General features: G+C 65.4%; 13 protein-coding genes and 1 pseudogene. 6 read left to right on the top strand and 8 right to left on the bottom strand.

Features of this window, described 5'->3' with window-relative positions; all coding sequences use genetic code 11:
* The 8 genes and pseudogenes from B5G28_RS15090 to B5G28_RS12935 all read right to left on the bottom strand — a co-directional run.
* Positions 1-148 (bottom strand): annotated as a pseudogene (locus tag B5G28_RS15090) (acetyl-CoA carboxylase biotin carboxyl carrier protein subunit); the annotation flags it as partial.
* Between the two features lie 40 nt (positions 149-188).
* Complete coding sequence (locus B5G28_RS12965) at positions 189-1508, bottom strand: carboxyl transferase domain-containing protein (protein WP_087249472.1); 1320 nt, start codon at positions 1506-1508, stop codon at positions 189-191.
* A gap of 134 nt (positions 1509-1642) precedes the next feature.
* Entirely contained in the window at positions 1643-2482 is an 840-nt protein-coding gene (locus B5G28_RS12960) for a pseudouridine synthase (protein WP_087249470.1), read from the bottom strand.
* 52 nt (positions 2483-2534) lie between these two features.
* The gene (gene ytfJ / locus B5G28_RS12955) at positions 2535-2957 is read right to left on the bottom strand and encodes a GerW family sporulation protein (RefSeq protein WP_087249468.1); all 423 of its coding nucleotides are present in this window, start codon (positions 2955-2957) and stop codon (positions 2535-2537) included.
* Positions 2958-3064: 107 nt separating this feature from the next.
* Positions 3065-3823: a hypothetical protein gene (locus B5G28_RS12950; protein WP_087249466.1), complete on the bottom strand. Its 759-nt coding sequence runs from the start codon at positions 3821-3823 to the stop codon at positions 3065-3067.
* Positions 3820-4359 carry an SMC-Scp complex subunit ScpB gene (gene scpB, locus B5G28_RS12945; RefSeq protein WP_087249464.1) on the bottom strand — a complete coding sequence of 180 codons (540 nt, stop codon included), beginning with the start codon at positions 4357-4359 and terminating at the stop codon, positions 3820-3822. The genes B5G28_RS12950 and scpB overlap by 4 nt, the downstream gene beginning before the upstream one ends.
* 3 nt (positions 4360-4362) lie before the next feature.
* Positions 4363-5100, bottom strand: coding sequence for a ScpA family protein (locus tag B5G28_RS12940; protein WP_087249462.1), 738 nt, complete (start codon positions 5098-5100; stop codon positions 4363-4365).
* 4 nt (positions 5101-5104) lie between these two features.
* A complete protein-coding gene (locus B5G28_RS12935) occupies positions 5105-5776 on the bottom strand; it encodes a site-2 protease family protein (protein ID WP_087249461.1) in 672 nt (223 codons plus the stop codon).
* A 249-nt stretch (positions 5777-6025) separates the two neighbouring features.
* Between B5G28_RS12935 and rpmB the strand changes: the two genes are divergently transcribed.
* The 6 genes from rpmB to B5G28_RS12905 all read left to right on the top strand — a co-directional run bounded on the left by rpmB (position 6026) and on the right by B5G28_RS12905 (position 12154).
* A complete protein-coding gene (gene rpmB, locus B5G28_RS12930) occupies positions 6026-6214 on the top strand; it encodes a 50S ribosomal protein L28 (protein ID WP_087249459.1) in 189 nt (62 codons plus the stop codon).
* A gap of 75 nt (positions 6215-6289) precedes the next feature.
* Complete coding sequence (locus B5G28_RS12925) at positions 6290-6466, top strand: DUF4250 domain-containing protein (RefSeq protein ID WP_087249457.1); 177 nt, start codon at positions 6290-6292, stop codon at positions 6464-6466.
* A gap of 22 nt (positions 6467-6488) precedes the next feature.
* On the top strand, positions 6489-7304 hold the full coding sequence (locus B5G28_RS12920) for a hypothetical protein (RefSeq protein ID WP_087249455.1): 816 nt from the start codon (positions 6489-6491) through the stop codon (positions 7302-7304).
* A gap of 14 nt (positions 7305-7318) precedes the next feature.
* Entirely contained in the window at positions 7319-8155 is an 837-nt protein-coding gene (locus B5G28_RS12915; RefSeq protein WP_087249453.1) for a TIM barrel protein, read from the top strand.
* A gap of 1049 nt (positions 8156-9204) precedes the next feature.
* Positions 9205-9576 (top strand): metal-sensing transcriptional repressor, encoded by a 372-nt coding sequence (locus B5G28_RS12910; protein WP_087249451.1) that lies wholly within the window; start codon positions 9205-9207, stop codon positions 9574-9576.
* 22 nt (positions 9577-9598) lie between these two features.
* Complete coding sequence (locus tag B5G28_RS12905; RefSeq protein ID WP_087249449.1) at positions 9599-12154, top strand: heavy metal translocating P-type ATPase; 2556 nt, start codon at positions 9599-9601, stop codon at positions 12152-12154.
* Positions 12155-12795 lie beyond the last annotated feature (641 nt).

The raw sequence follows: 12795 nt of genomic DNA, 5'->3' as shown, positions 1-12795 counted from the left end.
GGGCCGGAGCAGCGGCGGGGGCCGGTGCGGCAGCGGGAGCGGGTGCAGGTGCGGGGGCAGCGGCGGGAGCAGGAGCTGCGCCGGCGGCGGTCTCCTCCACGCTGACACTGTATGCGACGCCGTTGACGGTAATGGTATAGTACTTCATCGAAAAACCCTCCTGAAAATTCAGCTCATAAATACGTCAGTTACAGCGCCATGTTGCCGTGCTTCTTGGGCAGGCGGGAGGCGCGCTTGGTGCGCAGGATATCCAGAGCGGCCACCACGGCGGAGCGGGCCCCCGCTGCGGCGCAGGTCATGTCGGCGGCGCCGGCGGCCACAGCGGCCTGGGCGCTGCACACCTCCTTGGCGTAGGCGGCAGCCTTGGCCTGGGTGGCGGCGGGGATGCTGGCCGAAGCGTCCAGCTCCTCCTTATACAGCACCGAGACGGCGGCCGAGGGCTCCAGCGGGCTGACCACGCAGCCCTCCACCGCGATCTTCAGGTCGGCGGCGGCCAGAGCGATGTAGACGGGGCCCACGGCCTTGCCGGCCAGCAGGCAGACCCGGGCGGTGGTGGCGTCGGCATAGGTAGCGGACAGGCGGGCAGCCTCACGCATGCCGCCGGCGATATCGTCGGCAGCGCTGGGGACAAAGCCCTCGGTATCCACCACCGTCACCACCGGGATGCTGAAAGCATCGCACAGGCGGACAAAACGGGACGCCTTGGAGGTGCAGCTGTGGCACAGCTTTTCGCCGGTGACCACAACGCCCACCGCCTCGCCGGCGATGGTGGCCAGGGCGGTATAGACGTTCTTGCCGAAGCCGGCGTACAGCTCCACGGCGCTGCCTGCGTCCACCAGGGCGGCGGCAGCCTTTTCGGGGGTCAGGCCGGCCTTGAAGGCGGCAGCCGGGGCCTCGAAGTCAAAGCAGGCGGGGCCGGCCAGGTTGTTGGAGGGCAGCATCCCCACGATGCGGGCGGCCCTGGCGGCAGCCTCGGCGGCGTCGGGGGCCACGATGGCGGCCACGCCGGCCTTGGCGGCGGCGGCAGCGGTGCCGGCGCCTTCCACCTTATCCCCCTTGGCGGCGGAGGTGAAGGGCGGGGTGAAGAACAGCTCGGCCCCCTCGGCCATGATGCAGACATCGGCGTTGGCGGCAGCCAGCGCGCTGGAACCGCCGCAGACACCCAGGACCACGGCCACCTGAGGGATGACGCCCGACACCTTGGCGATGGCGGCGTTCAGCTTGGCGCTGGCGGTCAGGGCGTCCAGGCCCTCGGCCAGTTTGGCGCCCGCAGCCTGGTAAAAGGTCACCACCGGGCAGCCGGTCTCAGCCGCCAGGTCCAGCAGGCGGACCATACGGTCCACGTCCTTTGCGCCCAGCGCGTCGCCGTTCTGCCAGAGGGTGTACACCTGCTGGCCCCCGGCGCAGCCATAGGCGGCGCTCACCGCGCCCTGCTCAAACAGAGCCGTGGAAACACCGTCATCGTAAAACCGGGCAAGAATATCTTTTTGGTTCATCTTTGAAGCCATGATCGGACCTCCCTGTTCCCTCGGGCGGCACAAGGCCGCCATATCTTTCACAATTGCCCTTATTATACTATTTTGTCAGCTTCTTCACAAGTACTTTTGTACCATTTTTCCCTCTTTCCAGGGAAAACCCCGCCTCAGCCCCGGCGTTTGGGCCCGGCGGCACGGTTTTTCACCGGGCCGTCGGTCCGGCGCGCCGGTTTGGCGGCTTTGGCGGCCGCGGCGGCGCTGCGAGTCTGGGCCCGGCCCTTGGCGGCGGCTGCCCGCAGGCCGGTCAGCTCCTGCTTGGTCAGCTCCCGGTACTTGCCCGGCTGCAGCATGCCCAGCTTGACCACGCCCTCGGCGTTCCGCTTGAGGCGCACCACCTGCAGGCCCACCGCCTCGCACATCCGGCGGATCTCCCGGTTTTTGCCCTCCCGCAGGGTGATCTCCATGACGGTGCGGCCCGGCTCATCCACCACCACGTTGATGGTGCAGGGCAGGGTCTTGGTGCCGTCGTCCAGCACCACGCCCGAGCTGAGCTGGAGAATCTGGCTCTCCTCCGCCCGGGGCTGCACCGTCACACGGTACAGCTTGGAGATGCCCCCCGAGGGGTGCATCATGGCGTTGGCAAAGGCGCCGTCGTTGGTCATCAGCAGCAGGCCTTCGCTGTCCTTGTCCAGCCGGCCCACCGGGTACAGCCGGGCCGGAATATCCGACACCAGGTCCATCACCGTCTTGCGGCCCAGCTCGTCGCTGGCGGTGGTCACATAGCCGCGGGGCTTGTACAGGGCCAGGTAATACAGCTTCTGTTCCTTATCAATATAAATCCGCTCGTCATCCACGTGGAGGACGTCCCGGTCGGGGTCCATCTTGTCCCCCACGCTCACCACCCGGCCATTGACCTTGACCCGGCCCTCGGCGATGATCTGTTCGGCGGCGCGGCGGGAGCACAGCCCCTGCTCGCTCATAATCTTCTGAATGCGTTCCAATGCCATAATGTTCTACTCCTTGTGCGCCTCCCGGCGCTCAAAACCTGTGGGAATGTTTTTACACTTCGTTGTCGGCGGGGGCCGCGGCGGCCTCCGCCTTCTCGGCCTTGTCGGCCTTGTCGGGCAGCATGGACAGGATCTTGTCCACCAGCTCGGGCAGCATATTCAGGGCCCGGTCCACGCTGTTGGAGGGATCGGACAGCTGGATGGTGCGCACCAGGCCGTCCTTGATGACCAGGAAGGCCACCGGCCGGATGCTGACGCCGGCGCCCGACCCGCCGAACAGGTCGCCGTTGGCGGGGTTTTTGCCGGCGCCGTCGGCGCCGCCGGTGCCGAAGCCCAGGGAAATGCGGGACACCGGGATGATGGTGGTGCCGTCGTCGGTCTTGATGGGCTTGCCGATGATGGTGTTGGCGTCGGCCATCTGGCGCACCTTATCCATCGTTGCGCCCATGAGCCCCTGAATCGGATGTTCAGCCATAGATTTTGGCCTCCTTACAATCAATCAAACAGTGAAAACGCGGGCGGGGCCGAAAGCCGTTCCGGCCCCTGCCCTGTGAATGCCTCTACCGGTCAGTATAACACATATTAAAGGAATACGTCCAGTACCTTTTCCCGATAGAATTCGATGAGAACCCGCACCGCCGCTATAAAAACGAACAGTGCCCGGGCCGACACCCGGAAGGACACCCGGCCCGCCGGGACGGGGGCGTCCGCCTCCACGCAGGGCACCAGCCGCAGCTCCTCAAAATCCAGGTAGACGAACCGGTTGACCAGGCCCAGCGCCGGATACAGCCAGGCGCAGGCCGCGCCATAGTCCCGGGCGGCCTGGTCCGGCTCGGCGCCGGCCCCCACCGGCCACACCACATGAATCCGGGTGATGCGCAGTGCGTCAAACACGGCCCGGGTCATCCGGCCCGCACCCCGCAGGATGGTGCAGAGGGTCTGGAGGGTGAAGCGGGCCTTTTCCCGGGGTTTGGCGGGGGCTTTCTGCTTTTTGGGGCGGGGAGGCTTGTTCGCCGCCCGCTTCTGGCGCCAGGTGGTCCACTTCTCTTTCAGTTTAGACCAGGCGCGGGCAAAAAAACCAGGTTTTGCCGGCTGGCCGGGGACGGCTTCCTCCTCGGGGGGCGCGGGATACCGCCAGACCGGGAAGGTCAGGCCCAGCGCGCCCGCCCGGACTTCCAGGGTGCCGTCGGTCTCCCCTTCCGGGTCGCCCTCCCACGCCACATCGGCGCAGAAGGGAATCACCAGCCCCAGCAGGGCCAGGGCCAGCACCACCCCCAGCAGAATCAGCACCGCCCGCAGCACAAACAGCACGGCGGCCGCCACGGCTCCCAGAATGCTCATGCGGGGCCCTCCTTTCCTTCCTCCGCCTCGGCGCGGATGGGCGGCAGGTCTTCCAGGCTGGACAGCCCGAACACCCGCAGAAAATGGTCGGTGGTGCGGAAACTCACCGGCCGGCCCGGCAGGTCCAGCCGGCCCGCCTCCTCGATGAGGCCCTTTTCCAGCAGGCCCGCCACGCTGGAGGAGGAGTCCACCCCCCGCACCTGTTCAATGAAGGCCCGGGACACCGGCTGATTGTAGGCGATGACGGTCAATGTCTCCAGCGCCGCCGGGGACAAAGGGACCGCCCGGCGGGTTTCCAGGGCCTTGCGCACCCAGTAGCCATACTGGTTTTTGGTGGCCAGCTGCCAGTGGTCCCCCAGATGCAGCAAGGTCAGGCCGCTGGACGGGGCCTCATACCGCTTTTGGAGGGCGGCCAGGCCGGCGGTGATTTTGGCCTCGGGCAGTTCCAGGGCGGCGGCCAGCTTGTCCGCCCCCACCGGCTCCCCGTGGGCAAAGAGGACCGCTTCCAGCAGGGCCTCCAGTTCCATATGCTCCATGGTTTATCCTTCCTCCTTTTCCGCCGGGGGCGGGGCCGGACGGGCCAGGCGGCCCCGGCGGATGGTTAACCCCCCGTCCTCGGCGATCTCCAGGCGGCCCGCCCGCACCAGTTCCAGCACCGCCAGAAAGGTGGCCACCGTGGCGGACACCTCCTGATCCGGCGGGAACAGCTGGTCCAGGCGGCGGGCTTTGCCGGCCGCCAGACGGCGCAGAATGTGCACCACCCGGCTCTCCACCGACACAAAGGGGGCCGCCACCAGGGGTTCAAAGGTCTCCTGGCTCACCGGCGGGGGCTTGACCCGGCCCGCCATGGCCTGCCAGCTGTCGGCCAGAATCTGGGCCGAATGGTGCAGCGGGTACAGCGGGTCGGCCTCCAGCCGGGCCGGAGGCCGCACATACACCGTCACCTCCGCCGCCCGGGCCCCCAGCTGGGCCGCCAGACGCCGGCACCGGTCGTATTCAATCAGGCGGCCGGTCAGCTCCTGCTTGAGCTGTTCGGCCTCCTTGCTGCGGGGCAGCAGCAGCCAGCTCTTCATCTCCACCAGCCGGGCCGCCATCTCGATGAAGCTGCTGGACACGTCCGGCTCCTGGATCCGGGCCTCGGTGACCACCGCGGTGTACTGGTCGATGAGGGCCAGAATCGGGATGTTGTGCAGGTCCATCTTGTGGGCCTGCACCAGGGTCAGCAGCAATTCCAGGGGGCCGTCGAAGTCCTCCAGATGGAACGTCAGTTCTGCCATCCCGTCACACCTTCGTCCCGATGAGGGTATAGTAGGCGGTATAGGCCAGCTGGTCCACCCAGCCGGTGCCCTCATACAGCAGGCCCCACACCGCGTTGGACATCAGGGCGATGGGCCCGTTGAGGGCGCCGTACCACACCACTGCCAACAGGATGGCCAGAATCACCTTTTCGTAACGCATCACCCCGAAATACAGCCGCTGGGGCAAAAACACCAGCAGCACCCGGCTGCCGTCCAGGGGCGGAACCGGGATCAGGTTGAACACCGCCAGGCCCACATTCATCAGCACCATATAGTGTAAAAAGTAGGTGGCGTACAGGGTCAGGTCATTTTCGGGGGCCCAGTAATAGACGGCCTTCCACACCGCCATGGACAGATAGGCCAGAATCAGGTTGGCCGCCGGGCCCGCCAGGGCGGTGATGGCCATGCCGGCTTTGGGATGCTTGAACCGGCGGGCGTCGGTGGGGACCGGCTTTGCCCAGCCTACCCCCGCCACCACCATGCAGATGGTGCCCAGCAGGTCAAAGTGGCGCAGAGGGTTCAGGGACAGCCGCCCGTGCTGGCGGGCGGTGGGGTCGCCCAGCAGCCAGCTGGCCAGCGCATGGCCCGCCTCATGGCAGGGGATGGCCACCAGCGCCACCAGCAGCCGGGTGAGATAATAGATACCCATGGTCATAGGGTTGGGTTCCTCCGTTGTTCCTTAAACTCTCCCCCCGGGGGCCTGCGCCCGCCGCGGGGATGGTTCCATGATACTATTTTTTCCACCGCCGCACAAGGCCTCACCCCACCTCTTTGCAAAAAACCGCGATCTTTTTTGAAAAGGTACTTGCATTTTTCCGCCGCGTCTGGTAAAATGATAGGGCTGATTACACTGTATTGTTTTGAATTCCCTTTCTGATTTCACTTCATAGGAGGTGCGAAAATCATGGCTAAGTGTGAATGCTGCGGCAAGGGCGTGACCTTTGGTATCAAGGTCTCCCACTCTCATCGCCGCTCCAACCGTACCTGGAAGCCCAATGTCCGCCGCGTCAAGGCGGTCGTCGACGGCTCCCCCAAGTACGTCTATGCATGCTCCCGTTGCCTGCGCGCTGGCAAGATTACCCGCGCTGTCTAAGTCTGTGGTGTATGTTGCCGGTCACGTTTGGCGTGGCCGGCTTTTTGTTTTATTGTGCAGAAAGAGGTGTTTTCTATGGCGCTGCCCGGCGATCCCGTCATGCTGCTGAGCGTTGTGAACCTGAAGCTCCGGGACTACTACCCCACCCTGGACGCCCTGTGCGAGGACCTGGACGTGGACCAGGCCGATCTGTGTGCCAAACTGGCCGCGGCCGGCTACCAGTACGACCCCCAGCAAAATCAGTTCAAATAACGACGCAAGGAGGCTCTGCATCATGATGGAAGGCATCTATTATAAGGAATGGAGCACGGCCCTGGGCCGGGACATGGAGTTCAAGGTCTACGGCACGGCGGGCGTGCCGGTGCTGGCGTTCCCCTGCGAGGGGGGCCGGTTCTACGACTGGGAGAACAACGCCATGCCCGACGCCGCCGCCTGGCTGATCCAGAACGGCCGGATTCAGCTGTTCTGCGCCGACAGCATCGACGCCGAGGGCCTGCTGAACGGGAGCCTGTCTCCCCGCCGCCGGGCCGAAATGCAGGAGAAGTACTTCTGCTACATCACCGGGGAACTGGTTCCCCGGGTCCTTGCCCTGAACGCCGCCGGCAGCGCTGCCAAGGCCGCCTCCGCGGCCGAGGCGGACAAGCCGGCTGAAAAGCCCGCCGCCCCCAAGCCGGTGCTGTGGGTGACGGGCGCCGACCTGGGCGCCTATCAGGCGGTGAACTGCCTGCTGCGGCGGCCCGAACTGTTCTGCGGCGCCATCGGCCTGTCGGGCCGGTACGACGTGGCCGGCCGGATGGGCGGCGCCGAGGACGATCTGGCCCTGCGCAACAGCCCCCTGGCCGCTCTGGCGGTGGGCCTGCTGGACAGCGCCGACAAGGCCGCCCTCCAGGGCCGTCAGATTCTCCTGTACGCCGGCCAGGCCCAGGATGGCCGGGAGCCGGAAGCTCTGGCCTCCACCCTGGCCCTGGACGAGGCCCTCAAGGCCGCCGGCATCCCGGTATCCACCGAGATCTGGGGCCAGGACGTGACCCACGAGTGGCACTGGTGGGCCCGGGCCTTTGACGTGTTCACCAACCGGCTGTTCAGCTGAGGGAGGGAAAAACCATGCCTGCATTCATCACCGGCGCCCGGGGTCACGACTTCGGCCGCCATACCCCCGCCGACCTGCTGGGAGCCATCGGGCAGGCAGGCTTCGCCTGCACCCAGCTGGCCTACACCAAAGCGGTGGAAGGGGTGTCCAGCTACAGCGACGTCACCCCCCAGCTGGTGGAAGCCACCCGTCAGGCCGTCCAGGACACCGGGGTCTCCATCGCCGTCTACGGCACCTATGTGGAGCTGAGCTATGTGGATGAGGACCGCCGCAAGGCCGAAGTGGCCAAGGTCCTGAGCCAGATCGGCAACGCCAGGATTCTGGGGGCCCGCTGCATGGGCAGCGAGACCACTCCCATGGCCAAGCAGCCCGGCGTCCGCCGTCAGGACGCCCAGGAGGCCCTGCTGCGGAGTCTGGGCGAGATTCTGCCCGCCTGCGAGGAAGCAGGGGTGCTGTTCGGCATCGAGTGCGTCTACCACCACGCCATGAACACCCCCGAGGCCACCCGGATGGTGCTGGACACCATAGCCAGCCCCAACCTGAAGATCATCTGCGATCTGGCCAACTACATCGGCGCCGAAAACGCCGCTCTGGACGATCAGCGCCGCATCTGGGACAAGGTGGGCAGCTGGTACGGCGACAAGATCGCCGCCGTCCATTTCAAGGGCCAGGCCTTTAAACCCGACGGCAGCCACTATTCCACCAGCCTGGAGGATTCCGCCATCGACTACGCCGGCGGCTTCGCCATGCTGCGCCAGCTGCCCCAGGCCAGCCTGCCCGTCCTGCGGGAGGAGGCGGTTCCTGCCCGGGCCGCCAGCGACATCGCTTTCATGGAGCAGTTCTACAAATAAATACCACGGGGACCTCTCCCCTGTTTGCGCCCGGACCGGACGATGCACTCGAACGGTCGGGGCGCTTTTGTTTTTTGGATGGCGGGAGCAACCTGGAGTCCGGAGGGATGGTTTTCTTGTGCTTTGCCGCCCTACCCTTTAACATTTCTTTTCTTTTTCGTCTTTGTTCGCTCCGCTGGGGCCAGAGGGCCAGGGAGGGGGTTTCGACTCCCCCTCCCTAGGTCCGGGTTGCCGTTACCCAAATTTTCAGCGCGGGCCGCTGCCCGCTTGAAAATTTGGACGGCTGCCCCTGCTCCGCCTCAGCTGTATCTGCCGCAGGCAGCGCTTCGGCTCCGCAGCCTCTGGACTCCCTGCCCTCCCTAACGAACAGGGCAGCTTTGGCCCGGCGCGTCCAGTGGACGAAACAGCCGGGCCGAAGCTGGCGCAGCGCTCCGGTTTTTGCAAGCGCCCTCTGCGGCGCGCCGCAAAAATCGGCTAAGCGCAAGAGGTCTGAACCCTGGACCCAGACAGAGTGGTCGCTCTGGGCAAAAGCCTAAAAAAACACGACGGCCATGACCCGTTAAAACTTCGAGCGCTTACAAAAGACGGCCCGGTTTTTTCTTAACGGCTTTTGCCCGCCGCTCCGATTGGTACCACATGCCCGCTTTGGCGGGCTGGCGGTTTGGTGTGTCTTTAGCTGCTGTAGGGCGCACACTTTAAAATTGCAAGGTAATACCCTTTTTATCATCTAAACCCACCCAACCGCCCAATAGCGGAACCCCCTGCGGCCTGTGGCCGCGCCCCCTAACAGGGGCTCTAAATTTCTGGCTGCTCCTTTTACACATCAGCGCCGCGGATTTATTATCCGTGAGGGCTCCCGGCTTTGTGCCGGATAGAGCCGGGCCAAAACTGCCGTTTTCACCCATCTTTCACACTTATAGGGGGTATAGGTATTATTTCCCACTTGTCTTGTGGGAGAAAGCGTGCTATACTGGGGTCATGGATACCCCCATGGGTAGCCTCCTTTGGTGCAGATACGAGCATAAGCCAACGAAAGAGAGGTTTTTTCGATGATGGAAGAAGAAAAGAAGTGCTGCTGCGGGGCCGCTGAGGCCGCAGAGGACGAACAGGCGGGCTACCCCGTGACCACCATGCACGGCACTCCCCGCACCCGCCACCGCAGCCCCGAGGAATACCAGGACCTCATCAACCGGCTCAACCGGGTGGAGGGCCAGGTCCGCGGCATCCGCGGCATGGTGGAGCGGGACGCCTACTGCCCCGATATCCTGTTCCAGGCGTCGGCGGTGAGCAAGGCGCTGGACAGCTTCTGCAAGGAGCTGCTGGGCCAGCACATCCGCACCTGCGTGGTGGACGACCTGGAGGCCGGCAAATACGAGACGGTGGACGAGCTGGTGCGGGTGATCCAGCGGCTGATGAAGTAAGTCCCGCCGCAGGGAGGAAACAATGGAGCAATACAACGTCACCGGGATGAGCTGTGCGGCCTGCAGCGCCCGGGTTGAAAAGGCGGTCAGCAAGGTGCCGGGGGTCACGGCCTGTTCGGTGAGCCTGCTGACCAATTCCATGGGGGTGGAGGGCACCGCCTCCCCCCAGGCCATCATCCAGGCGGTGCAGGAGGCGGGCTACGGCGCCAGCCCCAAGCAGGCGGGGCCCGCTGCGGCCCCCGCCGGGTCCGATCTGGACGCCCTGGCCGACCACGAGACCCCCAAACTCAAGCGGCGGCTGCTGGCGTCTTTGGGCTTTCTGCTGGTGCTGATGTATTTTTCCATGGGGCATATGATGTGGGGCTGGCCTTTGCCGGGCTGGTTCGACGGAAACCATGTGGCGGTGGCCCTGGTTCAGCTGCTGCTGGCGGGAATCGTCATGGTCATCAACCAGAAATTTTTCATCAGCGGCTTCAAGAGCCTGCTGCACGGCGCCCCCAACATGGATACCCTGGTGGCCCTGGGGTCCACCGCCTCCTTTGTGTGGAGCACCTATGCCCTGTTCCAGATGACCAGCGCCCAGCTCCACGGGGACAGCGCCGGGGTGATGGAATACATGATGGAGCTGTACTTTGAGTCGGCCGCCATGATCCTCACCCTCATCACGGTGGGCAAGATGCTGGAAGCCCGCAGCAAGGGCAAGACCACCAGCGCCCTCAAGAGCCTGATGAAGCTGGCTCCCCAGACCGCCACCCTCCTGCGGGAGGGGGCGGAGGTCACCGTCCCCATCGGGCAGGTGCGCCGCGGGGACCATTTTGTGGTGCGGCCGGGGGAAAACATCCCGGTGGACGGGGTGGTGCTGGAAGGGTCCAGCGCCGTCAACGAGAGCGCCCTCACCGGCGAGAGCATCCCGGTGGACAAGGCCCCCGGCGACGCCGTGTCGGCCGCCACCGTCAACCAGTCGGGCTTTCTGCGGTGTGAGGCCACTCGCGTGGGCGAGGACACCACCCTCTCCCAGATCATCCGGATGGTCAGCGACGCCGCCGCCACCAAGGCCCCCATCGCCAAAATCGCCGACCGGGTGTCGGGGGTGTTTGTGCCGGTGGTCATCGCCATCGCCGTGGTCACCACGGCGGTATGGCTGCTGCTGGGTCAGAATCTGGCTTTTGCCCTGGCCCGGGGGATTTCGGTGCTGGTCATCAGCTGCCCCTGCGCCCTGGGTCTGGCCACCCCGGTGGCCATCATGGTGGGCAACGGTCTGGGGGCCAAAAACGGCATCCTCTTTAAGACCGCCGCCTCTCTGGAGGCCGCCGGCCGCACCCAGATCGTGGCGCTGGACAAGACCGGCACCATCACCCGGGGCGAGCCCCAGGTCACCGACCTGCTGCCCGCCGCCGGCGTCACCGAAAGCGAGCTGCTGACCCTGGCCGCCGCCCTGGAGCAAAAGAGCGAACATCCTCTGGCCCGGGCGGTGCTGGCCCATGCCGCCGGCCAGGCGGTCCAGCCGCCCCAGGTCACCGACTTTGAGGCCCTGCCCGGCAACGGCCTCACCGCCAAGCTGGAAGGCCGCAGCATCTTCGGCGGCAGTCTGGCCTTCATCCAGACCCTGGTGCCGGTGCCCGCCGCCCTGGCGGACCAGGCCCAGACCCTGGCCCAACAGGGCAAGACCCCCCTGTTCTTCGGGGGCGAGGGCCGGCTGCTGGGTGTCATTGCGGTGGCCGACACCATCAAGGAGGACAGCCCCGACGCCATCCGCCAGCTGCGGGACATGGGCATCCGTGTGGTGATGCTCACCGGCGACAACCAGCAGACCGCCGACGCCATCGGCCGTCAGGCCGGGGTGGACCAGGTGATTGCCGGGGTGCTTCCCGACGGCAAGGAGAGCGTCATCCGCGCCCTGAGCGAAAAGGGCAAGGTGGCCATGGTGGGCGACGGCATCAACGACGCCCCCGCCCTCACCCGGGCCGACACCGGCATCGCCATCGGGGCCGGCACCGACGTGGCCATCGACGCCGCTGACGTGGTCCTGATGAACAGCCGTCTGTCCGACGTGCCCGCCCTGATCCGGCTCTCCCGCGCCACCTTGCGCAACATCCACGAGAACCTGTTCTGGGCCTTCATCTACAACATCATCGGCATCCCTCTGGCCGCCGGTGTGTTCATCCCCCTGGGCCTGACCCTGAATCCCATGTTCGGCGCGGCAGCCATGAGTCTGTCCAGCTTCTGCGTCGTGTCCAACGCTTTGCGGCTCAACCTGTTCAACATCCACAGCGCCCGCAAAGACAAACCCATCCGGCCCGTGGACCTGCCCCCTGCTCCGGCTCCCCGGCAGACCGCGTGCCCCATCAACACTACGGAGGTAAACGCCATGCAAAAGACCATTCAGATTGAAGGCATGATGTGCGGCCACTGCGAGGCCACCGTCAAGAAGGCTCTGGAAGCTCTGCCCCAGGTGGACAGCGCCCAGGTCAGCCACACCGCCGGCACCGCCGTCGTCACCCTCAACGCCGATGTGGAGGACGCCGTCCTCAAGAAGGCCGTGGAGGACAAGGACTACACCGTCACCGGCATTGTCTGAGCCTTAACCCTTAACCCATGACAAAACCGCCCTCTGTACACCGGGAACCCGGCGCGGAGGGCGGTTTTGTATGAGCGGGCAGGCACAACAGGCAGATAGTTTGCCGCCCCACGTTAAACACTCTATTTCTTTTCCTTTTTGTTCGCTCCGCTGGGGCCAGAGGGCTGCGCAGCCGAGGCGGAGCAGGGGCAAACACAGCGACCGCGTCCTGCGGACGAAACAGGGAGCTGTGTTTGGCGCCGCGCTCCAATTTTCACAAGGGCGCACTGTCGCCCGCTGGGAAAATTGGCTAAGCGCAAGAGGACAGCGGTCTGTCTTTTGCGAGAGCGCAGCGATGCTCGAAGCAAAAGCAGGGCACCGCAACCCGGAGCAGGGAGGGGCGGCTCTCTTGCGCTTTGCCGCCCCACCTTTAACACTTTTTTCTTTTTCGTCTTTGTCCGCTCCGCTGGGGCCAGAGGGCCAGGGAGGGGGTTTCGACTCCCCCTCCCTAGGCCCTCTGGACTCCCTACCCTCCCTAACGAACAGGGCAGCTTTGGCCCGGCGCGTCCAGTGGACGAAACAGCCGGGCCGAAGCTGGCGCAGCGCTCCGGTTTTTGCAAGCGCCCTCCGTGGCGCGCCGCAAAAATCGGCTAAGCGCAAGA

Origin of the sequence: Faecalibacterium sp. An77, assembly GCF_002161315.1 — a bacterium.
In the GTDB taxonomy this organism is placed as follows: domain Bacteria; phylum Bacillota; class Clostridia; order Oscillospirales; family Ruminococcaceae; genus Faecalibacterium.
This window is presented reverse-complemented; position numbering and strand designations above follow the sequence as displayed.

Coding starts and splice junctions, on each gene's coding strand:
- B5G28_RS12965 (WP_087249472.1), bottom strand. CDS start 1,508: ATGGCTTCAAAGATGAACCAAAAAGATATTCTTGCCCGGTTTTACGAT.
- B5G28_RS12960 (WP_087249470.1), bottom strand. CDS start 2,482: ATGGCATTGGAACGCATTCAGAAGATTATGAGCGAGCAGGGGCTGTGC.
- ytfJ (WP_087249468.1), bottom strand. CDS start 2,957: ATGGCTGAACATCCGATTCAGGGGCTCATGGGCGCAACGATGGATAAG.
- B5G28_RS12950 (WP_087249466.1), bottom strand. CDS start 3,823: ATGAGCATTCTGGGAGCCGTGGCGGCCGCCGTGCTGTTTGTGCTGCGG.
- scpB (WP_087249464.1), bottom strand. CDS start 4,359: ATGGAGCATATGGAACTGGAGGCCCTGCTGGAAGCGGTCCTCTTTGCC.
- B5G28_RS12940 (WP_087249462.1), bottom strand. CDS start 5,100: ATGGCAGAACTGACGTTCCATCTGGAGGACTTCGACGGCCCCCTGGAA.
- B5G28_RS12935 (WP_087249461.1), bottom strand. CDS start 5,776: ATGACCATGGGTATCTATTATCTCACCCGGCTGCTGGTGGCGCTGGTG.
- rpmB (WP_087249459.1), top strand. CDS start 6,026: ATGGCTAAGTGTGAATGCTGCGGCAAGGGCGTGACCTTTGGTATCAAG.
- B5G28_RS12925 (WP_087249457.1), top strand. CDS start 6,290: ATGGCGCTGCCCGGCGATCCCGTCATGCTGCTGAGCGTTGTGAACCTG.
- B5G28_RS12920 (WP_087249455.1), top strand. CDS start 6,489: ATGATGGAAGGCATCTATTATAAGGAATGGAGCACGGCCCTGGGCCGG.
- B5G28_RS12915 (WP_087249453.1), top strand. CDS start 7,319: ATGCCTGCATTCATCACCGGCGCCCGGGGTCACGACTTCGGCCGCCAT.
- B5G28_RS12910 (WP_087249451.1), top strand. CDS start 9,205: ATGATGGAAGAAGAAAAGAAGTGCTGCTGCGGGGCCGCTGAGGCCGCA.
- B5G28_RS12905 (WP_087249449.1), top strand. CDS start 9,599: ATGGAGCAATACAACGTCACCGGGATGAGCTGTGCGGCCTGCAGCGCC.